Here is a 20,998-nt window from a genome sequence, read left to right as displayed (position 1 = left end):
AAAGCGTGTCGTCGCGTTGCGCACGCCACTTAAAAGCTGATGCCGGTACGCAGCGCCACGGTGTAGCCCTCGGCACGGTTGCGAGCGTCGAACTCCTTGTAGGCGTGCAACCAGATGGGCGGCAGACCTGAGCCGGGTTTGAAGTAACTTACTGCAGGGCCTGCTGCGAGTACCCGGGCGCGGTTGCCGCGGGTCAGCCCCGGCGCGTCGTCGTCCGACAGCTGCCGGTAGTAGTAGCCGCCAATGCCGACGGTCCAGTCGCCCACATGCTGGCCCACGGCAAACTCATGTCGATACTCAACGCCACTGCGGTAATCGGTGTCGGGGTTACGCGCGTTTATATCGATCTGGAAACTCGAGGAAACCTCGAAGCCACCGGGTGAAATGTAGGTCGCGTTCAACAGCGGAGAAACCGTCCAGTGATGAGTTCCAGGGCTGACCAGACGGTTTTTGTCATAGTCCCCGGTGGGCGCCTGAAACATCAGTTGGGCATTGATGCCCAGCCCCGGTCCGAGCTTCCAGTCCAGGATGATCGGCACCACTTGCAGGTCCGCCTGACGAAACAGCGATGCACTGTCGCTGAAGACCCGTTGCCCCCCGGCGTTCACGCCCAGGTCTGCATCCATCTTGAAAAAGATCGGCACCACCGCGAAACCATAGCGGGCCCCCAAAAACTCCTGCTCGGTCATTCGCAAGTAGGCGAGGCCGATCGCCAGGACGTTGATCTGGAAGTCGTTGGGGCTGTCATTGCCGTGGCTGTCCTTGATGACATCCGCGTGGTAGTTACTGATGCGCATGCCGACGGTGCCATTGGGGGTGGTGGGCGGCATGAAACCTGCGCCAAAGTCAAAAACGCCAGCGGCTGTCGTGGGCGCCGCATTCTCGGTGGCGCACGCTGTGGACGATAACCACAGGATCGCCATGGCGAGCCCGGAAGCGCTAAGGAAGTGGTTTTTTAATGACATCGGTAAGTGCCTTGTTATTTTTATGGGCGAGCACGGCCCTCCCTTGCGGGGTGGCAGTTATTGGAAAAACCGGAAATGGGCTGGAACGCGTTGGCGTCAGCCGTCAGTCAAATGCAGCAACTGAGCGATCTGCGCTTTACGGGTGACACCGAGCTTGTTGTAGATCTTTCTCAAGTGGTGCCGGACGGTGCAGGGCGACATACCGATATTGCGTGCGACTTCCTTGTACGTCTGTCCGACCGCAAAGCCTCGGGCGACCTGAAGTTCGCGCGTGCTCAACAGTTCCAGACTGCTGCGTCGGCGCGCCGTCAATAGAACGAGGTCGCCCACCGGCTGCGACGTGATGTGCAGGTTATGACTCGAATAGCCCTCTTGAGGGTTGCACTGTCGGGGCAGACGATTGGACGGCCTGTCAGGCCATTCCGAGCCGAGCATCGACGAGAACGCAGGCTCCATGGAAAGCAGCACGCCGTAACGATCGCTCACTGCCATGGCGGTCTCATCGTAGGCGCCCTGAGTCTCGCGCAGGGTCGTGAGCGTGCGCAGATAACTGGCCTGTTCAGCGGCGATCAGATGCGGCATCAGCCACTCGATCAGGCGTTTGTCCAAGGGCGAAAAGGGCGTGTGGTCGGCCGAGCGAAACAGCGTCAAATGCACGCCCTGCTGGGTGTGCGGGTCGGTCAGGACAATGCCCAGCGCGAAGCACAGATCGTACTGGCGTCCGAGTTCGGCAAGCGCGGGTGGGGCATCCGCTGCCGTGCAGTGAATGACCTGACAGACGCCCTGGGTCTGATGCATTTTGCCGACACTGGCATCCGAGGTCTTGAGTTGCTCCCACTCGGCGGCGTAACCGGTGGGCAGGCCGAGCAAAAAGGAACTGTGCTCGACGGGCCAGTTGTCACGCCAGGTGGATCTTCCCCACCAGGCCTTGTCGAACTGCACCAGCGCGCGCACCCGCTCAAGCGCCTGTTGATGAAACGTAGCGATCGACGCGCTGCTGACCTCGGTCTGAAGCGCGAGAATCACCTTGTTCAAGGCTTCAACGACCTGACAGGAAACACTGTCCAGAGATGTGGTATCGCTGATCATGCTACCCCCTTGTGTTCTTTGTTATGGGTAGAGCGCTCGCTGTCATTGACGCGGTGCGAGGCAGTGGCTCAAGTCTACTCATATTCAAGGGTTCGGCTATCGTTCAAATGGACGATGGCGACGTTGCGAGAACTGGCCCTTAATCCAGCATGAACAATGCGTCATTACTGAATTGCGCTTCGAACTGCGCGGGGGGCATCGGGCGGCCGAACAGGTAGCCCTGGACTTCGTCGCAGTCGTGTTCGCGAAGAAACTCCAGTTGCTCATGAGTCTCCACGCCCTCGGCGATCACCGACAGATTGAGGCTGTGGGCCATGGCGATGATGGCGCGGGCGATCTGGGCGTCCTGCTCGCCGGATGGCAGGCCGTCGACGAAGGTGCGGTCGATCTTCAGCACGTCGATGGGGAACTGTTTGAGGTAGTTCAGCGACGAGTAGCCGGTGCCGAAGTCATCGACGGCGATGCTCAGGCCAAGGTTCTTGAGACCATCGAGTATCTGCATGGCCTCGTTGACCTCGCGCATCAGGATGCTTTCGGTCAGTTCCAGCTCCAGGCAGGCCGGTGACAGGCCGGTCTGTTCGAGTATGCGGGCGATACGCTTGCCGAGCTGACCGTCCGAGAACTGCCGTGCCGAGATGTTGACCGACACCTTGGGCACGCGAACCCTGGCCTGATGCCAGTGTTTGAGTTGGCGGCAGGCCTCGGCCAGAACCCAATCGCCGACTTCCACGACCAGCCCGAGCTCTTCGAGCACCGGGATGAAGTCGTTGGGCGGCACCAGCCCGCGGCGCGGATGGCGCCAGCGCAGCAGCGCTTCTGCGCCCGTCAGGCGTTTGCCGTCGCCGCTGAACTGCGGTTGGTAGAAAAGGGTGAACTCCTTCTGCTCCAGGGCGTGGCGCAAGTCGCTTTCCAGCTCCAGACGCTCCAGAGCGGTGGCGTTCATGTCTGCCTGATAGAACTGGAAGTTGTTCTTGCCGCGCTCTTTGGCGTGATACATCGCTGTATCGGCGTTCTTCATCAACTGACTCAGCTCCTTGCCGTCCTGCGGGCTGAGGGCGATGCCGATACTGGCGGTCACAAAGAACTCGCGGCCTTCGAGCACGAACGGCGTAATCAGGCTGGTCAGAATGCGTTCGGCAACGTGAATCGCGCGATTCAGCGCGGCTTCGCGTGTTTCATCCGGTTCCAGCAGCAGGGTGAATTCATCCCCGCCCATGCGGGCCACGGTGTCATCCACCGATACGCAGGCGAGCAAGCGCGTGGCCATTTCCTGCAGCATCCGGTCGCCAGCGGCATGGCCCAGGGAGTCGTTGATCGGTTTGAAACGGTCGAGGTCGAGGAATATCAGCACGACCCAGGCCTGCTGGCGTTCGGCGTGCTGCAGCGCCGAATGCAGGCGATCCTGGAACAGGGTGCGGTTGGGCAGATGAGTCAGCGCATCGTAGTAGGCCAGACGGTGGATACGGTCCTCGCTGGCCTTGCGTTCGCTGATGTCGCTGAAGAAGCACACGTAGCTGGCCAGATCGCCTTCATCGTCGAGGACGGCGGTAATGCCGACCCAGGCCGGGTAGTGTTCGCCGTTACGGCGCTTGAGCCGGATTTCACCTTCCCACGTGCCTTGTCCGTTCAACTGCCTGAGGATATGGCGCAGCCGGGTTTCCTGTTCGGATTCCACGGTGAGCATGCCCGGCAGCTGATCGAGGACCTGGGCCACTTCATAGCCACTGACGCGGGTAAAGGCCTCGTTGGCCTGCACGATATAGCCGGCCGGGTCGGTAATCAGGATGGCGGATGTCGAATGCTCGAATACCGTGGCAGCCATGCGCAGGTCTTTCTCGGCCCGACGCTGCTGGCTGATGTCCCGGCCCACGCCGAAGATGCCTTCAAAGTTGCCGTTTTCGCCCCACACCAGGACCACGCGCAGTTCCACCGGGATCTTGCGACCGTCGGCACGCAGGCAGTCGAACAGAAACATTCGGGTGGTGACTTCTTCGCGCAGCCGGGCGAGTTCCTGAGGTTTGTCGAGGACCTTGTCGATGCGGCCCATGAGCGCATCAAAACCGACTGTTTGCTGAGGGTTGGCAATGGCGGCGGACCAGCCGTTCTGCAGGATCCACTCGGCGCTGTAGCCCAGCGCACGTTCTACCGAAGGGCTGACGTAGTTGACTGCCAGCCGGCCATCGGTGGAGAAAATCACATCACTGATGCTTTCGGCGAGCATGCGGTAACGCTGCTCGCTGTCACGCAGTGACTGGCTGGACGCGACCTGCTCGGTAATGTCCTTGGCAATGCCGATGATCCGGGTGACCCGGTCCTCTGCATCCCAGGCCAGCGCCTGTTCGCGAATGTCGAAGCTCCGCCAGTTGCTCTCGCGGTCCCGAAAGCGCAGCACGCGTTGCAGTAATTCATTGTGCCCGTGGTGACGCTGGCGCAGGCGCATGTCCTGATAGTTCCGGGTGTCGTCGGGGTGCAGCAGGACTTCCCAGAAAAACTCGCCCATGGCGTGCAGTTCTGACTTGTTGTAACCCAGCGTATAGCCGAAGTGATGGTTGCTGTAGATCACCCGCTGGCTGAGTACGTCCTGAACGTACAAATGGTCCGGTACGGTGCGTACCACGTCGGACCAGAAGCTCTCGCGGTCCAGCAACGACAGCTCGACCTGTTTACGGCTGGTGATGTCGCCAATGCTGAGAATCACCGCATCGAAGTCGCTGCGTGTCTCGGGCAGGCGCATGACCAGCCACAGGTGCTGATCCTCACCGTCTGCGCGGCTCAGGCAGATTTCCAGTTCCAGTCGCGGCTGCCCGGTGAGCACCGCCTGAATGATCGGAATGCCGACGCCCGGACGCGAGCGCGATTCGCCCTCGATCAACGGTTGCCATGCCTGTTCGCGGTGCTCGATGTCCAGCAGGCCCAGAGCGACTTCGTTGAGTTCGCTGATGCGCAATTGCTGCAACAGGCGTTTCAGCGAGGCTGGCTGGCTTTTGACCAGCCGCTCGAAGTCCTCGCCGGTCCTGACCTCGAGTGTTTCCAGTTGCTCCTGAAGGCCGGACATGTCCATGACACAGATTGCGACGCCCGCGCCCTCGAAGATATCCCGGTAGCGGCGCCGGCTCTGCAGCAGTTGACGCTGGCGTCTGCGCAGGCTCATCAGCGCGATCAGCGGCAGGATCGAAATCAGCAGGCCGATCAGGCACTTGCCGATCAGTGGCGCAAGCAGTTCGCTGCGGGCCTTGTAGGTGTCGAACAGCCCCCGCAGTTGCCAGTCACTGTTGCTCAGCGGCTGAAGCAGAATGGTGTCGGACAGGCCACTTTCCGCTTCGTTGGCAGGGACCGGTTCATGGAGAATGACCCGCTGCGTCTTGCGCTGTTCAAGACGCCACAGGTGCTGAAAGTTCTGCGCCGGCTGGCTGGCCAGTTCCTTCAAGGCGTCGGGCGCTACACGCACTGCCCAGTAGTCGCCGCTCACGCCGTTGCCCAGGCGAATCAGTATATAAATCTGGTTGCCGTCTTCGGAGCCGGTATAGAAGTAGGGGCGACCTCGCGCCTGTTTCATGGCCTGTTCGAGAAACTCGCCATCGCGCGAGGCCTCGGCGCTGTCACCGACAATCTCACCCTCCCGGTTCAGGCGAGCGACGCTGCGCAGTGCGGGCAGGGCAGTGCGCAGGTTCACCAGCGTCGTCGGCTGCTCCAGCCGCTCCCCGGAGGATAGCGCTTCGTCCAGCAGGTTCATGGCGATCTGCGCCTTGAGCGCCATGTTCAGACTCATCCGGTCGGACAGCTGCACGCTGTACTCCAGGCTGCGCTGACGCTGGCGCTCCTGAGTCTGATGAAATTGCTCGATCAATTGCCAGAGCAACAGGGCTAGCACCACCAGAACCAGGCCTGCCAGTATGCCTTTCACTGACCCACGCAGAGGCCTGGTCGCACTGTCTGTAGCGACACTGGATGACGACAGAGGCGTTGAAATGGGCAAATCGCTGTTCCTGACTGCTGGACTGAAGCAGTGGTGCTTTAGGTAAAATAGGCGGGTCGCCCAAAGAGGGCGGCTAGCATGCCTTTAGTTGTGGCAAAGTGCCAGTCCCGTTGGGCCGTATCGTTTGCCCTGCACGCAGCATTCGGGTAGCTTTGCGCAACGCGTGGTATCCACCGACTCCTGCATGAGTGACTCCACTTTTTGCAATATCGATCAGGCTTTATATTTGCCAACACTGCCCGACAGGTTTCCAACTGAGTTTATTCAAGGCTCGGAATGGTCTCGCGGCAAGTCTTAAGGACAAATAAAAGCTTTTTTCCGGCCGGAGCTTTAAGCTCGTTACCCAAATCGGTCCTCATTACAGACGCTAGGTTTTCATTTCATGGCTCAATACGTCTACACCATGCATCGGCTGAGCAAAGTTGTGCCGCCGAAGCGTGAAATCCTGAAAAACATCTCTCTGTCTTTCTTTCCCGGTGCCAAGATCGGCGTGCTGGGCCTCAACGGTTCGGGTAAATCCACGCTGTTGAAAATCATGGCGGGTGTCGACACCGAGTTTGATGGTGAAGCGCGTCCGATGCCGGAGCTCAATGTGGGTTATCTGCCGCAGGAGCCACAACTTGACCCGAACAAGACGGTCCGTGAGGTCGTGGAAGAGGCGGTCAGCGTGATCAAGGACGCCCAGGCGCGTCTCGATCAGGTCTACGCCGAGTACGCCGAGCCGGACGCTGATTTCGACAAGCTGGCGGCCGAGCAGGCCAAGCTCGAAGCCATCCTGCAGGCCAGCGATGGCCATAATCTGGAGCGTCAGCTGGAAGTCGCCGCCGATGCGCTGCGCCTGCCCGCCTGGGATGCGAAGGTTTCGGTCCTTTCCGGTGGTGAGAAGCGCCGTGTCGCGCTGTGCCGACTGCTGCTCTCCGCACCGGACATGCTGCTCCTCGACGAGCCGACCAACCACCTGGATGCCGACTCGGTCGCCTGGCTGGAGCATTTCCTCCACGACTTCCCGGGAACTGTGGTCGCGATCACGCACGACCGTTACTTCCTGGACAACGTGGCTGGCTGGATTCTGGAACTCGACCGCGGCGCGGGCATTCCTTACGAGGGCAACTATTCCGGCTGGCTTGAAGCCAAGTCCGACCGTCTGGCGCAGGAATCCAAGCAGCAGACCGCTCACGAAAAAGCCATGAAAGACGAGCTGGAATGGGTCCGCAAGGGTGCCAAGGCGCGTCAGTCCAAATCCAAGGCGCGCCTGCAACGCTTCGAAGAGATGCAGTCGCAGGAATTCCAGAAGCGCAGCGAGACCAACGAGATCTACATCCCGGCCGGTCCGCGTCTGGGCGACAAGGTTATCGAGTTCAAGAACGTCACCAAGGGCTATGGCGACCGCGTGCTGATCGACAACCTGTCGTTCTCCATGCCTAAAGGCGCCATCGTTGGCGTGATCGGCGGTAACGGTGCCGGTAAGTCGACATTGTTCCGCATGCTGATGGGCAAGGAACAGCCGGATTCGGGCAGCATCGAAGTCGGTGAAACCGTGCAGCTGGCCTGCGTGGACCAGAGCCGTGATGACCTGGACGGCAGCAAGTCGGTGTTCCAGGCCGTGTCCGACGGTTCCGACGTGATCCGTATCGGTAACTATGAGATCCCGTCGCGTACCTACGTCGGTCGCTTCAACTTCAAGGGCGGCGATCAGCAGAAGTTCGTCAAGGACCTGTCCGGTGGTGAGCGTGGTCGTCTGCACCTGGCGCTGACCCTGAAAGAGGGCGGCAACGTGCTGCTGCTCGACGAACCGTCCAACGACCTCGACGTGGAAACCCTGCGTTCACTGGAGGAAGCGCTGCTGGACTTCCCGGGCGCTGCCATTGTGATCTCTCACGATCGGTGGTTCCTTGACCGTGTAGCCACGCACATCCTGGCGTATGAAGACGATTCGCAAGCGATCTTCTTCGAAGGCAACTACACCGAGTATGAAGCCGATCGCAAGAAGCGTCTGGGCGAAGCGGCTGCACAGCCGCATCGTGTGCGTCACAAAAAGCTGGCCTGATCCGCGTTCAGGCACGCGCCGCTCCCTGCAAGGAGCGGCGCTGCCGTTGGCTGGCCTGGCTCACGCGTCAGGTTCGATCAACAGCACTTCAATCGACTGATCGCCCGCCGGGCGCTGCCACAACACTTCATCGCCTTTCTGCGCGCCGATCAGGGCGCGGCCCAGTGGCGACCCCCAATTGATCTGTCCATTGGCTGCATCGGCCTGATCCTCTCCGACCAGATGCACGCGCTGCTGGTTGTCCTGTTCATCCGCGAACGTCACCCAACTGCCGATCTGCACTTTTTCGGTCGACACGGCCGGGGCGACGACCTGCGCGCTTTGCAGGCGCTGGTTGAAGTAACGCAGGTCGCGTTCCAGGTCGGCCAGTCGCTGCTTGTCCGCCGCTTCGCCCAACGCGGTTTGCGTGCTGTGCTGCGCCTGCAGGCTGCTGACGTGTTTCTTCAACATGGTCAGGCCTTCGGCCGTGACGTAGTTGATCTGTGTACTGACCAGCCGCTCGACCGGTTGCTCGGCCTCGGCGGCAGCGTTGTCTTCGTTTACGAATGCGCGGCTCATGAAATGTCCTCCCTAATAGGCTTTGGGCCACAGCAGGACATCATTGGTTTCGTCGATTTTCCACGCTTTGCGGGTCAGTTGGGACGATAGGCCTTGGCGGCACTGCGGGTCTTTTCCTGCTCCCAGGCGCGGTCACGCTCATTGAAGACCTGGCCGGGATCGAGCCGGTCGCGATTGTCCTGCGAGGTCTCGCACTGACGAAAGCCATCGGTCCAGCCCTGGGCGTAGAGCTTGTCTTTCAGGTAACGGGGCACGTTTTTGCGGAATTGGCCGGTCGTGGCGCCTGCTGCGTCCCTGCCGCTGCTGCAACCGTCCTGATAGCCGTCTGCAAAACCCGGCGGATAACCCTCGGCCAGCATCTGGTCACGGGTGGACTGACAACCCGCCAGCACGATGGCCAGCGACAACAACAGCCAATACCGCTTCATGGTGATTCCCTCTGCTTATGAGAGGAGTCTAGAAGGTAATTTGTGAGTTATTCGTAAAAGCGATGTAGGGAACGTGTAATGGCAGTGTGCTTTTATTTTCGACGCACACTGCCGGCGATTTACTACTGACCCGGTCAGTAGTGATACCACTTCACCTCAAGCATCACTTCGTTCTGCGGCGAGCTCATCTGGCTGAATTCGCGCTGGGCACTCAGGCGCAGGCCGAGGTTGCGGGACAGCTCCCATTGCTGGTTGAGGCTGACGCTGCGGCGCACTTCGCCATTGGTGAAGTAGTCGCCCTTGGCTTCCAGGCTCAGGTTGCCCAGCGGGTTGCGCCACAGCACGCCGGTGTTGAAGCCTGCGGCGGGAGAGATGAATTCGGCGAAATCGTTATTGTGCTCGACTCGCACGGTGCCCAGTGCAAAGCCGAGCATGTCGTCGGCCAGCTGCCAGGTGCCGCCGCCACCACCGTTGACGTGGCTGACGAGGTTTTCGTCGCCGTGCTTGCCGAGAACCCGCTCCAGACCCCCGGTGACTTGCCATGACCAGGGTTTCAGCAGCTCGGTGCGCGGGGTCAGCGAGCGAATGGTCGCCAGGTCCAGTTGTTGCACCTGCCAGTCATTGCCTTCGTATTGACGCACCTTGAGCTGAAGAATCTCGATCTGCGCACCCAGCGGGAAGCCATAGGCGTTGTCGTTCAGGTCGTGATAGGCCATGCGCAGGCCATATTCGGCAAACGCCTTGTCACCGCGTGTGCCCGCTCCCAACTGCCAGGTGCGTGATTCATGGCCTTCTTCCGGCAGGCCGGGGCGCGGGATGTCCAGTTGTGGCGGCGGGTTCTGGTTGATCGCCTGCAACAGTTCGAAGCTGCGTTGCGAGCGTTGTGTATCGCGCTCAAGACCGTTGGCGCGGTAGCGTTCCAGACGATAGGCGGCGTCCTGAATCAATGCGCGGCGTTCTTTGGGCTGCGCAAGGTACTCGCTGTTCTGCAGTTGTTTCTGATCGGCGCTGACCTTCAATACCCACTGTTGCTCGTCTGCATCGAGCGGCTCGGCGCGGCTCAGCAGTTCGCGTTCGCGTGACGGGCGATAGTCGATCTTCTCCACCAGCCCGGCGGCCTTGATTGCCTTGACCGTATCGGTCGGGATCGCGGTCAGGCCGAACTGATCGGTAAGTTTCAGTCCCGGGCGGGCGACCTGCAGTAACTCCAGCAGCCGGTACGAGCAGTTTTCGTCGAAGAAGAAATAACTGAAACGGATCTGTTTCAGCTCCCAGACATGCTCGACCATGCGCCCGGTTTCTTCCGCAGTCAGGTTCAGGCGGTATTCCCACAGGTCACGGTTTTCCAGGCTGCGGTATTCCGACAGTTTTTCCTGATAGGGCACCAGCGCGAACAACCCGGGATAGCCGCCTGCCAGACCTTTCCACGCGTACAGAATGCTGTTGTCCATGCCTTCGATGTAGGCACCGAAGTTGATCGCGTAGCTTAGTAAGGTGGTGTTGTTGGTTTTCGCGCTGGCCGGATCGATGCGCAGCAGCGTATGGCCAAACATCGACGAGGGACTGTTGAGGTACGCGGCCGGGAAAATCAGCACGGTGCTGTCCGGCGCCACATCCTTGTACCAGGCCTTGAATTCCTTGCAGTCCGGCGTCGGCAGGTCAGTCAGGTGCAACTGGTCACGCAGCCAGCGGGTGCGTGCCGGGTACACGCACTGGGCGTGGGTCTGTTCGTTACTGACGGGTGCGTAAATAGCGTCGAGTGTTGCGCTCAGCTCCGCCTGCGGGTCGTGTGCACCGTTGGCGGCGAGAAAGAATTTGGGGTCTGTGACATAGCTGCGCCAGCCACCGAGCTTGCCGGCTTCGTAGTGACCCAGGGAAATCCAGAACGGCTCATTGGCCAATTGCTGCAAACGGTCAGCGCTGGCATGAGGTGCCGCGGACAAAAAAGGGGCACAGACGAACAGCGCCAGCGATACAAGACGTTTGAGCATAGAGGGCAACTAGTCAGAAAAGGGGATCCCGCCCTTTACGAACAAAGGGCGGGCGAACGACTTTAAGCCTGGGTAGCGTACTTGGCCAGAGTCGGATCGTTTTTCAGAACATTGACGGTGTTGGTGTGGACGTCTTCGGCAGTGGCGTCGGCCTTGCTGAAGATTTGCGAGAAGTGCTCGTGGGTGACGGCGGCGAAGTGCTCGCGGTCTTCTGGTGCAACGCCCAGTACCACAGCGTAGGTCGTCAGTGCTTCGCCCTGACCCATGGCCATGTCCTTGGAGAGTTCATCCATCATGCCATTCATGGCAAGCCAGGATTTACCGCCATAGGTCAGTGCGCCGTTGGTGGAGCAGCCGTTGGTGCCGGAGGTCATGCCGAAGGTGGCGTTACCCGAAGTACCGTTGGTGGTCGAAGCCAGGAAGTGAGCTGGAGTACCGCGTTGACCTTCAAACAGCAGGTTGCCCCAACCGCAGTCAGGGCCGCCTGGTGCTTGAGCCATAGCGTTGATCGATACAGCGGCGAAGAGCGTTCCAAGAAGAATCCGTTTCATAGCTTTTTCTCTTTTTAGTTCAGCCAAGGGTCGAGTTTCTTGAGTCGTTACATCAAGACAGACGGCCAGCCAGCAACCACCTGTTCAGTTTGGAGTTTAGGCACGTTCCAAGGGTTCCGTGAGTGATTACAGATTATTACCTGAATACGGCTTTTTTCAGGACGCGGCTCGTGGCGCTGCACACGCAAATGCTTTTCGGCTCTTTCCTGCCTTGCAAGTCGTGTACAGCGAGCGCCAGAATGCCGACATCTGCCCCGCCTGATGTAAGGATTACTGATGCCCGATTCTGTCGCAGCCAACCTACGCCTGGCGCCCAACGCGCTGACCCGTCCGTTTTCCGCTGAGCAGTTCAGCTTTGCGACCACCCACGAGCTCGAACCCTTTCGCGGTGTCCTTGGCCAGGAGAGAGCCGTAGAGGCCCTGCAGTTCGGCGTTGCCATGCCGCGCCCCGGTTACAACGTGTTTGTCATGGGCGAGCCCGGCACCGGGCGCTTTTCGTTCGTCAAACGCTACCTCAAGGCCGAAGGCAAACGGATGCAGACGCCGTCGGACTGGGTCTACGTCAATAACTTCGACGAGCCCCGCGAGCCCAAGGCGCTGGAGCTGCCACCGGGCTCTGCTCATGAATTCACCGCCGACATCGGCGGCCTGATCGACAACCTGCTGGTGACCTTCCCGGCGGTTTTCGAGCACCCGTCGTATCAGCAGAAGAAAAGCTCGATCGACCGCGCGTTCAATCAGCGCTACGACCGTGCTCTGGACGTTATCGAGCGTCTGTCGCTGGAAAAGGACATCGCGCTGTATCGCGACAGCTCCAACATCGCGTTCACGCCGATGGCCGATGGCAAGGCGCTGGACGAGGCCGAGTTTTCGCAGTTGCCCGAAGCGGATCGCGAGCGCTTTCACGAAGATATCTCCGCGCTCGAGGAGCGTCTCAACGAGGAGCTGGCCAGCCTGCCGCAGTGGAAGCGCGAGTCCAACAATCAGCTGCGTCAGTTGAATGAAGAAACCATCACCCTGACCCTGCAACCCTTGCTGGCACCGCTCTCGGAAAAATACGCCGAGAACGCTGCGGTCTGCGCCTACCTGCAGGCCATGCAGGTGTACCTGCTCAAGACGCTGGTCGAGCAGCTGGTCGATGACGCCAAGACCGACGCCCAGGCGCGCAAGCTGCTGGAAGAGCAGTACAGCCCGAGTCTGGTGGTCGGGAATACTCGTGATGGTGGTGCGCCGGTGGTTTTCGAACAACACCCCACCTACGACAACCTGTTCGGGCGCATCGAATACAGCACCGATCAGGGCGCGCTGTACACCACGTATCGGCAACTGCGCCCTGGCGCTCTGCATCGCGCCAACGGCGGTTTCCTGATTCTGGAAGCCGAGAAGATGCTGGGCGAGCCGTTCGTCTGGGATGCGCTCAAGCGTACCCTGCAATCGCGCAAGCTGAAGATGGAGTCGCCGCTGGGCGAGCTCGGCCGCGTTGCCACCGTGAGCCTGACGCCGCAGGTGATCCCGTGGAACGTCAAAATCATCATCATCGGTTCGCGTTCGCTGTACTACACCCTGCAAGACCTCGATCCTGACTTTCAGGAGATGTTCCGGGTGCTGGTCGACTTCGATGAAGAGATTCCGATGGTCGACGAGACGCTCGAGCAATTCGCTCAGCTACTCAAGACCCGGACCTCGGAAGAGGGCATGGCGCCGCTGACCGCCGACGCGGTGGCACGACTGGCGACTTACAGCGCCCGTTTGGCCGAGCATCAGGGGCGTTTGTCGGCGCGTATCGGCGACCTGTTTCAATTGGTCAGCGAGGCCGATTTCATCCGCCAACTGGCCAACGACGACAAGACCGACGCCGGGCATATCGAGCGTGCGCTCAAGGCCAAGGCCACCCGTACCGGGCGGGTTTCGGCACGGATTCTCGATGACATGATGGCTGGCGTGATCCTGATCGACACTGACGGTGCGGCGGTCGGCAAATGCAACGGCCTGACGGTACTGGAGGTCGGTGACTCGGCCTTCGGCGTCCCCGCGCGCATTTCCGCCACGGTTTACCCGGGTGGCAGCGGGATCGTCGACATCGAGCGTGAGGTCAACCTTGGCCAGCCGATTCACTCCAAGGGCGTGATGATCCTCACCGGCTACCTCGGTAGCCGTTATGCCCAGGAATTCCCGCTGGCGATTTCCGCGAGCATCGCGCTCGAGCAGTCCTATGGTTACGTGGACGGCGACAGTGCGTCGCTGGGCGAGGTCTGCACGCTGATCTCGGCGCTGTCACGCACGCCACTCAAGCAGTGCTTCGCGATTACCGGCTCCATCAACCAGTTTGGCGAAGTTCAGGCGGTGGGCGGGGTCAATGAAAAGATCGAGGGCTTCTTCCGCCTCTGCGAAGCCCGTGGGCTGACCGGCGAGCAGGGCGCGATCATTCCGCATGCCAACGTCACCACGCTGATGCTGGATGAGCGTGTGGTGCAGGCTGTTCGTGCCGGGCAATTCCACATCTATGCGGTGCGTCAGGCCGATGAGGCGCTGAGCCTGCTGGTGGGCGAACCTGCCGGTGCGCCTGACGAGCACGGCGAGTTCCCTGAGGGCAGCGTCAATGCGCGCGTGGTGGAGCGTTTGCGCGATATCGCAGAGATGCTCAGCGACGAAGACCTCAAGGAAGAGCTGGAAAAGGAGCCTGCGCAGTTGCAGCCTGAACTCAAGGTCTGACAGCGCAGGAGCCGGGCGGTGAGGGCCGCCCGGTGCTCCGTTCATCAGGGATAGTTTCTCGCAGGGAGGTTTTCTTCTAGTCTTGAGGTGATCGCAGTGGCCAAAGAGATTGGCGTGCATCCTGCTAAACGAGAAGGATGAATACTGTTGCTGATCAGGAGCGCATCATGCAGCGTAGCCTTTGCCTTACCCGAGAATGCATGGGGCTGATGACCCGTATCGAGTGTGTTGTCCGGCCTCTGCGCAGTGACAGCGGACAGTGGATGGTGCTTTTCGCCGCCGGCATGGCCGAAGAACAGCCGTCCGCAATCAAGTCCCAAGGGCCTTTCAAAGGCCTGCCCGCAGCGCAAACGGTGCTCACCAGCGTTATCGAAAGCCTGTCGTTGCATGGTTATCAATGTGCCGATGACGTTCCTATCTGGACGCTGCACATTCAGGCTGAACTGCGCCGTATCGATAGCGACAGGATGGTCTGTCAAAGCTCGTCGCTGTTCTAGCCTTGAATCAGCTTCCTCAGCAGCGCGCCAACGGCCGCTGTGCGATATTTTGTCGCACGCTCAGAGCGGCGCATTACCGCTGATATACTCGCCCGCTCCTTTAAAACACCTTGCGAGTATCAATGGAACGTTTTTTTGAAAATGCCATGTACGCATCGCGCTGGCTGCTGGCGCCGATCTATTTCGGCCTCTCCCTTGGCCTGCTGGCGTTGTGTCTGAAGTTTTTCCAGGAAATCTTTCACGTCATCCCCAACATCTTCTCGCTGGCCGAAGCTGACCTGATTCTGGTGCTGCTGTCGCTGATCGACATGGCGCTTGTCGGTGGCTTGCTGGTGATGGTGATGATCTCCGGCTACGAGAACTTCGTGTCACAGCTGGATATCGACGAGGACAAGGAAAAGCTCAACTGGCTGGGCACGATGGATTCGTCTTCGCTGAAGATGAAAGTTGCAGCATCGATTGTCGCGATTTCTTCCATCCACCTGTTGCGGGTGTTCATGGACGCCACCAATATCAAGCCCGAATACCTGATGTGGTACGTGATTATCCACATGACGTTCGTGATATCGGCGTTTGCGATGGGCTATCTGGACAAGGTCACCAAGCACTGAGACAACGCTGAATGACAGGGGCGGGCGTTATCGTTTCTGGCATGTCGGCGCTGTGTGTTGTAAAACGTCCGTTCCGATGCATCAGGCGTTTGCGCAGGAGGTTCGATCATGAATTATCAGGAATTTATCGGCCACGCCCAGGCCGGGCGGGTCGATGAGCTGAACCTGATCTCCATCGAAGGCGGCATCTACCTGCTGGATGTGCGCATGAATGGCACTTCGGTGATGCTCAAGGACCCGGCGGGCAAGACCCTGCATCTTCGCTCGGTAGAGCATGCCCGGGATTTGCTCAAGGACATACCGGTGGTGCCTTTTTACCTGGTCCATTGCGTGGTCCATGACGAGCTGTGTGGCATGCCGGTCAATGACCGCTCTGAAATGCGCCTGCCGATCTCGTTTCATTCTTCATGGTCCTGATCGCCAACTGCGGATTGCGGCTGCGGTAGGGGCTGCAGCGGCAATTGTGCTAGGCTGCTCGGCCTTTTGGTTCGGGGCGCATCAGCGTATAGCGTGATTGCCGTTCAGGTTTTGCGTGATACCGACTGCGTGCCCCTCTACGGAGCAGTGTCATGTCCGAAGTCAATCTGTCCACCGACGAAACCCGCGTCAGCTACGGCATTGGCCGTCAGTTGGGCGATCAGTTGCGCGACAACCCGCCACCGGGCGTCGATCTGGAAGCCATCGTCGCAGGCCTGCGCGATGCGTTTGGCGGTCAGCCAAGCCGTGTCGGTCAGGAAGAAATGTCCGCCAGCTTCAAGGTCATCCGCGAAATCATGCAGGCTGAAGCAGCCGCCAAGGCTGAACAGGCTGCGGGCGCCGGCAAGGCCTACCTGGCTGAAAACGCCAAGCGCGAAGGCGTGACCACGCTGGCCTCGGGTCTGCAATTCGAAGTCGTGACCGCTGGCACCGGCGCCAAGCCAACCCGTGAAGATCAGGTACGCGTTCACTACCACGGCACGTTGATCGACGGTAATGTCTTCGACAGCTCCTACGATCGTGGCGAGCCGGCCGAATTTCCGGTCAGCGGCGTAATTGCCGGCTGGACCGAGGCGCTGCAACTGATGAACGCCGGCAGCAAATGGCGTCTGCACGTGCCGAGCGAGCTGGCTTACGGCGCTCAGGGCGTAGGCAGCATCGCACCGCACAGCGTGCTGGTGTTTGACGTGGAACTGCTGGACGTTCTGTAAGCGACCCGGTCGATGCAGATAGTCGCTGAACGGATCGTGCCGATTCGTTCAGCGACGCAGTTGTGCTGATGCTTCATGCTCAGTGCAACTCACCCATGGGGCGCAACGCCCGCGCGTAGCAGAACAGAAACAGGTTTCTCACCAGTTCCTTGAGCACCAATGGCTCGCTGGAGCTCAAGCTGCACACATCCAGATCGCCCTGATCGCGTAACTCCTCCAGTGCTTCCTCTTCCAGTACGGCGCACACTTCCCCCGTCTCGCGATGGAGAATTCTCAGGTAAGGGTGGGGTCTGTCCAGCCATGCATCGATCAAATAGGTCATGTCTCATCTCCTGTGCAAGTCAGATGAGAATAATTCTTATTGGGATAATAGCAAGGCTCTATTGAGATTAATTCTCATTTTGCGCTGAATGGTTGATCCAGATCAGCGAATGCCGGTCGAGAGAGGACGCGGAGCGTCCAGAACTGCATGCCGACGCGGAGCATCGGCACGATAGGTGTTCTCTCGGACGCTTATCATTCCTCACGCCCGACGCAGGGCATCGGCACGATAGTTGGAGAGCTATCGTTCCTCACGCTCCAGCGTGGGAATGCCGTTCGTGACGCTCTGCGTCACAGATCAGCGCCGCAGGTTCGGGGCAGGACGCGGAGCGTCCAGAACTGCATGCCGACGCGGAGCATCGGCACGATAGGTGTTCTCTCGGACGCTTATCATTCCTCACGCTCGACGCAGAGCATCGGCACGATAGTTACAGAACTATCGTTCCTCACTCCAGCGTGGGAATGCCGTTCGTGACGCTCTGCGTCACACAACGACGCCATCGGCCGGTCAGTGGTGCTCGCGGGTAGCGCGGAATTTCACGTCGGGCCAGCGTTCTTCCATCAGCGCCAGGTTCACGCGGGTAGGGGCGAGGTAGGTCAGATGACCGCCGCCGTCTACTGCCAGGTTTTCCACCGCCTTGTTCTCAAACTCTTCGAGCTTCTTCTTGTCGTCGCAGTCGATCCAGCGGGCTGACCACACAGTGATCGGCTCGTAGGCGCATTCGACCTTGTATTCTTCCTTGAGACGGCTGGCGACCACATCGAACTGCAGCACACCGACGGCGCCGAGGATGATGTCGTTGCTGCGCTGCGGGAAGAACACCTGCGTGGCGCCTTCTTCGGCCAGCTGTTGCAGACCCTGACGCAGTTGCTTGGACTTGAGCGGGTCCTTCAGGCGAACGCGACGGAACAGCTCTGGTGCGAAGTGCGGGATACCAGTGAAGCCCAGCGCTTCGCCTTCGGTGAAGGTATCGCCGATCTGGATGGTGCCGTGGTTGTGCAAGCCGATGATGTCGCCGGCGTAGGCTTCTTCCAGCTGCTCGCGTTCCGACGAGAAGAACGTCAGCGCGTCGCCGATCCGTACGTCCTTGCCCAGGCGCACATGGCGCATTTTCATGCCCTTGTCGTAACGGCCCGAGCAGATACGCATGAAGGCGATGCGGTCGCGGTGCTTGGGATCCATGTTCGCCTGGATCTTGAACACGAAGCCGCTGAATTTCTCTTCCGCCGGCTCGACGGTGCGCTCGTTGGCCACACGTGCCAGCGGCTTGGGTGCCCAGTTCACCACGGCATCGAGTACATGATCGACGCCGAAGTTGCCCAGCGCGGTGCCGAAGAAAACCGGCGTCAGCTGACCGTCGATGAATTCCTGCTGGTTGAATTCGTGGCAGGCACCCTGCACCAGCTCCAGCTGCTCGACGAAGCGCTCGTATTCATCGCCCAGGTGGGCGCGGGCTTCGTCCGAATCGAGCTTCTCGATGATTTTGGTTTCGGTGCGCTCGTGGCCGTGACCCGCGGTGTAGACAATGATGTAGTCATCGGCCAGGTGATAGACACCCTTGAAGTCCCGGTAGCAACCGATCGGCCAGGTGATCGGTGCCGCCTTGATCTTGAGGACCGCTTCGATTTCATCGAGCAGCTCGATCGGGTCGCGGATATCGCGGTCGAGCTTGTTGATGAAACTGACGATAGGCGTGTCACGCAGACGGCAGACATCCATCAGCGCGATGGTGCGCGGCTCGACGCCTTTACCGCCGTCGAGGACCATCAAGGCCGAGTCGACCGCCGTCAGGGTGCGGTAGGTGTCTTCGGAGAAGTCTTCGTGGCCCGGGGTGTCGAGCAGGTTGATCATGTGGTCGCGATACGGAAACTGCATCACGGACGTGGTAATGGAAATACCACGCTGTTTCTCCATTTCCATCCAGTCGGAGGTGGCGTGACGGTCGGATTTACGCGACTTGACCGTACCGGCGACGGAAATGGCCTTGCCCATCAGCAGGAGTTTTTCCGTGATGGTGGTTTTACCCGCATCCGGGTGGGAAATAATGGCGAAAGTGCGGCGTTTCGCGACTTCGGCGGCCTGTTGGGTCATGGGAAATCGCCTGGGATGGGATTGAAAAAGGGCGCAGATTATAGCTCAACTCGCGGCAATAACCGAACCGTTCAGACAATAAACGATGGCCAGATAATGTCTCGTGTGGGAACCTTTCAGGTCGTGGAGACGTCCACTCCCCCGTCAAGGCTCGCAACGAAGCCAACGCAAGGGGCTGATTCATCAGCATGTTGGTTTGACGAAGCTGCGCTTATGGCTTGTGTTTTCGCCGAGGTTAAACCCTTACCGGCGACCCACCCGCTGCTCTTCGCGAACGTTATTGCCGGCGTCCTCCCCGGACGTCCAGGTCAACGCGTTCGCCGACTGAAATAAGGAGTCCGCCTGTGGCAAATCGCTATGGCAAGGGGCTATTGGGAGGTGCGGTTGCGATCGCACTCCTGGCCCTGCTGATCCACTGGATCGGCATCAGTACTATTAAGCAATACCAGGATGACCTGCTGTTCTATCTTCAGGCTCACCTGATTCTGGTTGTGGTTTCAATGTTGGCGGCCCTGGTGGTCGGCATCCCTGCGGGCATTGCTCTCAGCCGACCGAGTATGGTTGGACGCGCCGAACGCTTCATGCAGATATTCAACATTGGTAACACCGTTCCTCCTCTTGCCGTTCTGGCCATTGCCCTCGGGATTCTCGGGATCGGCAGTGGGCCGGCGATCTTCGCGCTGTTCCTCGCCTCGCTGTTGCCGATCGTGCGCAACACCTACGAGGGCTTGAAAAACGTTCAGGGTTCACTCAAGGAAGCTGCCGTCGGTATTGGCATGACTCCGCGCCAGGTGCTGTGGCGTGTCGAGCTGCCCAACGCTGTACCGATCATTATCGGTGGCGTGCGGGTCGCGCTGGCGATCAATGTCGGGACTGCGCCGCTGGCGTTTCTCATCGGTGCCAACAGCCTTGGCAGTCTGATTTTCCCAGGCATTGCCTTGAACAACCAGCCGCAACTGGTGCTGGGTGCGGCGTGTACCGCTCTGCTGGCGCTGCTGCTCGATGGTCTGGTGATACTGGTCAGTCGTCTTTGGCTGGAACGCGGACTGGCTCGCTGAGCGAAGGAAATCTCATGAAAAGAATATGCTTGTTTTTAGGCTTTGCCTTGCTGTTTCCGGCATTGGCCCAGGCTGCGGAAAAGCCGCTGTTACGTGTCGGCGCACGGGTGTTCACCGAACAGACCATGCTTGCCGAACTGACTGCGCAATACCTGCGGACCAAGAACTACGACGTGCAGATTACCGGCGGTCTCGGCAGCAACCTGGCGCGCAGCGCTCAGGAAAGCGGTCAGCTGGATCTGTTGTGGGAATACACCGGTGTGTCGCTGGTGGCCTATAACCACATCGACGAAAAACTCGACAGCGCCCAGACCTATGCGCGGGTCAAGGAAGTCGATGCGAAGAAAGGTCTGGTCTGGCTTTCGCCGTCGAAGTTCAACAACACCTACGCGCTGGCCCTGCCGCAAAAAGTGGCGGACAAGTACCCGCAGGTCAACACCATGACCGACCTGACCAAAGTGCTCAAGGACGAAGCCAAAGAGGGTCATGTCGTAGCGCTGGACACCGAGTTTGCCAACCGTTCCGACGGCCTGATCGGCATGGTCAAGCACTACGACATGAATCTCGGTCGTGAGAACACGCGGCAGATGGACGCCGGGCTGGTCTACACCGCCTTGCGCAACGGTCAGGTTTTCGCCGGTCTGGTGTACACCACCGACGGTCGTCTGAATGCGTTCAAACTGAAAGTGCTGGAAGACGACAAGCACTACTTCCCGGACTACACCGCGGCGCCGGTGATCCGTCAGGAATATCTGGATAAGCATCCGGACATCGCCACGCTGCTCAAGCCGCTGGCTGACCTGCTGGACAACCAGACCATGATCGACCTCAACGCTCGCGTGGACGTCGGCCATGAAAGCCCAACCACGGTTGCTGCAGATTTTCTGCGCCAGCACCCATTGAATTAAGGAAGGA

17 protein-coding genes are annotated in these 20,998 nt (G+C 59.7%); 8 read left to right on the top strand and 9 right to left on the bottom strand.

Features of this window, described 5'->3' with window-relative positions; translation table 11 throughout:
* Nucleotides 1–29: 29 nt before the first annotated feature.
* From GE543_RS11730 to GE543_RS11720, 3 genes are all read right to left on the bottom strand, one after another.
* Complete coding sequence (locus GE543_RS11730) at nucleotides 30–965, bottom strand: transporter (RefSeq protein WP_178118593.1); 936 nt, start codon at nucleotides 963–965, stop codon at nucleotides 30–32.
* A gap of 96 nt (nucleotides 966–1,061) precedes the next feature.
* Nucleotides 1,062–2,054, bottom strand: a complete 993-nt coding sequence (locus GE543_RS11725) for a helix-turn-helix transcriptional regulator (protein ID WP_153221495.1) — start codon at nucleotides 2,052–2,054, stop codon at nucleotides 1,062–1,064.
* A gap of 139 nt (nucleotides 2,055–2,193) precedes the next feature.
* A complete protein-coding gene (locus GE543_RS11720; RefSeq protein ID WP_153221494.1) occupies nucleotides 2,194–6,030 on the bottom strand; it encodes an EAL domain-containing protein in 3,837 nt (1,278 codons plus the stop codon).
* Between the two features lie 382 nt (nucleotides 6,031–6,412).
* Here GE543_RS11720 and ettA point away from each other — a divergent pair, with 382 nt between their 5' ends.
* Complete coding sequence (gene ettA, locus GE543_RS11715; RefSeq protein WP_003368689.1) at nucleotides 6,413–8,077, top strand: energy-dependent translational throttle protein EttA; 1,665 nt, start codon at nucleotides 6,413–6,415, stop codon at nucleotides 8,075–8,077.
* Nucleotides 8,078–8,137: 60 nt separating this feature from the next.
* On the opposite strand, the gene GE543_RS11710 is transcribed toward ettA, so the two are convergent.
* From GE543_RS11710 to GE543_RS11695, 4 genes are all read right to left on the bottom strand, one after another.
* A complete protein-coding gene (locus GE543_RS11710; protein WP_153221493.1) occupies nucleotides 8,138–8,635 on the bottom strand; it encodes a GreA/GreB family elongation factor in 498 nt (165 codons plus the stop codon).
* Between the two features lie 74 nt (nucleotides 8,636–8,709).
* Nucleotides 8,710–9,063: a lipoprotein gene (locus GE543_RS11705; protein WP_003368687.1), complete on the bottom strand. Its 354-nt coding sequence runs from the start codon at nucleotides 9,061–9,063 to the stop codon at nucleotides 8,710–8,712.
* 134 nt (nucleotides 9,064–9,197) lie between these two features.
* A complete protein-coding gene (locus GE543_RS11700; RefSeq protein ID WP_103688776.1) occupies nucleotides 9,198–11,054 on the bottom strand; it encodes a DUF4105 domain-containing protein in 1,857 nt (618 codons plus the stop codon).
* Nucleotides 11,055–11,116: 62 nt separating this feature from the next.
* On the bottom strand, nucleotides 11,117–11,605 hold the full coding sequence (locus GE543_RS11695; protein WP_046236447.1) for a DUF3015 domain-containing protein: 489 nt from the start codon (nucleotides 11,603–11,605) through the stop codon (nucleotides 11,117–11,119).
* Between the two features lie 276 nt (nucleotides 11,606–11,881).
* Between GE543_RS11695 and GE543_RS11690 the strand changes: the two genes are divergently transcribed.
* From GE543_RS11690 to GE543_RS11670, 5 genes are all read left to right on the top strand, one after another.
* The gene (locus GE543_RS11690) at nucleotides 11,882–14,317 is read left to right on the top strand and encodes a Lon protease family protein (RefSeq protein WP_004411841.1); all 2,436 of its coding nucleotides are present in this window, start codon (nucleotides 11,882–11,884) and stop codon (nucleotides 14,315–14,317) included.
* A gap of 167 nt (nucleotides 14,318–14,484) precedes the next feature.
* A complete protein-coding gene (locus GE543_RS11685; protein ID WP_032703252.1) occupies nucleotides 14,485–14,814 on the top strand; it encodes a hypothetical protein in 330 nt (109 codons plus the stop codon).
* A 122-nt stretch (nucleotides 14,815–14,936) separates the two neighbouring features.
* Nucleotides 14,937–15,425 (top strand): TIGR00645 family protein, encoded by a 489-nt coding sequence (locus GE543_RS11680; RefSeq protein WP_003313787.1) that lies wholly within the window; start codon nucleotides 14,937–14,939, stop codon nucleotides 15,423–15,425.
* Nucleotides 15,426–15,533: 108 nt separating this feature from the next.
* Nucleotides 15,534–15,842 (top strand): DUF6482 family protein, encoded by a 309-nt coding sequence (locus GE543_RS11675; RefSeq protein WP_004411837.1) that lies wholly within the window; start codon nucleotides 15,534–15,536, stop codon nucleotides 15,840–15,842.
* 152 nt (nucleotides 15,843–15,994) lie between these two features.
* On the top strand, nucleotides 15,995–16,612 hold the full coding sequence (locus GE543_RS11670; RefSeq protein WP_003419060.1) for an FKBP-type peptidyl-prolyl cis-trans isomerase: 618 nt from the start codon (nucleotides 15,995–15,997) through the stop codon (nucleotides 16,610–16,612).
* A gap of 79 nt (nucleotides 16,613–16,691) precedes the next feature.
* On the opposite strand, the gene GE543_RS11665 is transcribed toward GE543_RS11670, so the two are convergent.
* Both GE543_RS11665 and GE543_RS11650 read right to left on the bottom strand, forming a co-directional pair.
* Nucleotides 16,692–16,934 carry a hypothetical protein gene (locus GE543_RS11665; protein WP_002555214.1) on the bottom strand — a complete coding sequence of 81 codons (243 nt, stop codon included), beginning with the start codon at nucleotides 16,932–16,934 and terminating at the stop codon, nucleotides 16,692–16,694.
* Nucleotides 16,935–17,441: 507 nt separating this feature from the next.
* Complete coding sequence (locus GE543_RS11650; RefSeq protein WP_003396266.1) at nucleotides 17,442–19,025, bottom strand: peptide chain release factor 3; 1,584 nt, start codon at nucleotides 19,023–19,025, stop codon at nucleotides 17,442–17,444.
* A 344-nt stretch (nucleotides 19,026–19,369) separates the two neighbouring features.
* Between GE543_RS11650 and GE543_RS11645 the strand changes: the two genes are divergently transcribed.
* Together GE543_RS11645 and GE543_RS11640 are read left to right on the top strand one after the other, a co-directional pair.
* A complete protein-coding gene (locus GE543_RS11645) occupies nucleotides 19,370–20,083 on the top strand; it encodes an ABC transporter permease (RefSeq protein ID WP_004411830.1) in 714 nt (237 codons plus the stop codon).
* 14 nt (nucleotides 20,084–20,097) lie between these two features.
* Nucleotides 20,098–20,991: a glycine betaine ABC transporter substrate-binding protein gene (locus GE543_RS11640; protein ID WP_004411828.1), complete on the top strand. Its 894-nt coding sequence runs from the start codon at nucleotides 20,098–20,100 to the stop codon at nucleotides 20,989–20,991.
* Nucleotides 20,992–20,998: the final 7 nt, after the last annotated feature.

It is taken from the genome of Pseudomonas sp. SZ57 (genome assembly GCF_009495975.1).
GTDB classification, from domain to species: Bacteria; Pseudomonadota; Gammaproteobacteria; order Pseudomonadales; family Pseudomonadaceae; genus Aquipseudomonas; species Aquipseudomonas syringae.
The sequence above is the reverse complement of the archived record's forward strand: the minus strand, read 5'-3'. Positions and strand labels throughout refer to the sequence as shown.

What these genes read in the sequence shown, in the direction of transcription:
- GE543_RS11725 (WP_153221495.1), bottom strand. Translation starts at nt 2,054, where the DNA reads ATGATCAGCGATACCACATCTCTGGACAGTGTTTCCTGTCAGGTCGTT.
- GE543_RS11640 (WP_004411828.1), top strand. Translation starts at nt 20,098, where the DNA reads ATGAAAAGAATATGCTTGTTTTTAGGCTTTGCCTTGCTGTTTCCGGCA.
- GE543_RS11690 (WP_004411841.1), top strand. Translation starts at nt 11,882, where the DNA reads ATGCCCGATTCTGTCGCAGCCAACCTACGCCTGGCGCCCAACGCGCTG.
- GE543_RS11665 (WP_002555214.1), bottom strand. Translation starts at nt 16,934, where the DNA reads ATGACCTATTTGATCGATGCATGGCTGGACAGACCCCACCCTTACCTG.
- GE543_RS11710 (WP_153221493.1), bottom strand. Translation starts at nt 8,635, where the DNA reads ATGAGCCGCGCATTCGTAAACGAAGACAACGCTGCCGCCGAGGCCGAG.
- GE543_RS11670 (WP_003419060.1), top strand. Translation starts at nt 15,995, where the DNA reads ATGTCCGAAGTCAATCTGTCCACCGACGAAACCCGCGTCAGCTACGGC.
- GE543_RS11730 (WP_178118593.1), bottom strand. Translation starts at nt 965, where the DNA reads ATGTCATTAAAAAACCACTTCCTTAGCGCTTCCGGGCTCGCCATGGCG.
- ettA (WP_003368689.1), top strand. Translation starts at nt 6,413, where the DNA reads ATGGCTCAATACGTCTACACCATGCATCGGCTGAGCAAAGTTGTGCCG.
- GE543_RS11695 (WP_046236447.1), bottom strand. Translation starts at nt 11,605, where the DNA reads ATGAAACGGATTCTTCTTGGAACGCTCTTCGCCGCTGTATCGATCAAC.
- GE543_RS11650 (WP_003396266.1), bottom strand. Translation starts at nt 19,025, where the DNA reads ATGACCCAACAGGCCGCCGAAGTCGCGAAACGCCGCACTTTCGCCATT.
- GE543_RS11685 (WP_032703252.1), top strand. Translation starts at nt 14,485, where the DNA reads ATGCAGCGTAGCCTTTGCCTTACCCGAGAATGCATGGGGCTGATGACC.
- GE543_RS11680 (WP_003313787.1), top strand. Translation starts at nt 14,937, where the DNA reads ATGGAACGTTTTTTTGAAAATGCCATGTACGCATCGCGCTGGCTGCTG.
- GE543_RS11700 (WP_103688776.1), bottom strand. Translation starts at nt 11,054, where the DNA reads ATGCTCAAACGTCTTGTATCGCTGGCGCTGTTCGTCTGTGCCCCTTTT.
- GE543_RS11705 (WP_003368687.1), bottom strand. Translation starts at nt 9,063, where the DNA reads ATGAAGCGGTATTGGCTGTTGTTGTCGCTGGCCATCGTGCTGGCGGGT.
- GE543_RS11675 (WP_004411837.1), top strand. Translation starts at nt 15,534, where the DNA reads ATGAATTATCAGGAATTTATCGGCCACGCCCAGGCCGGGCGGGTCGAT.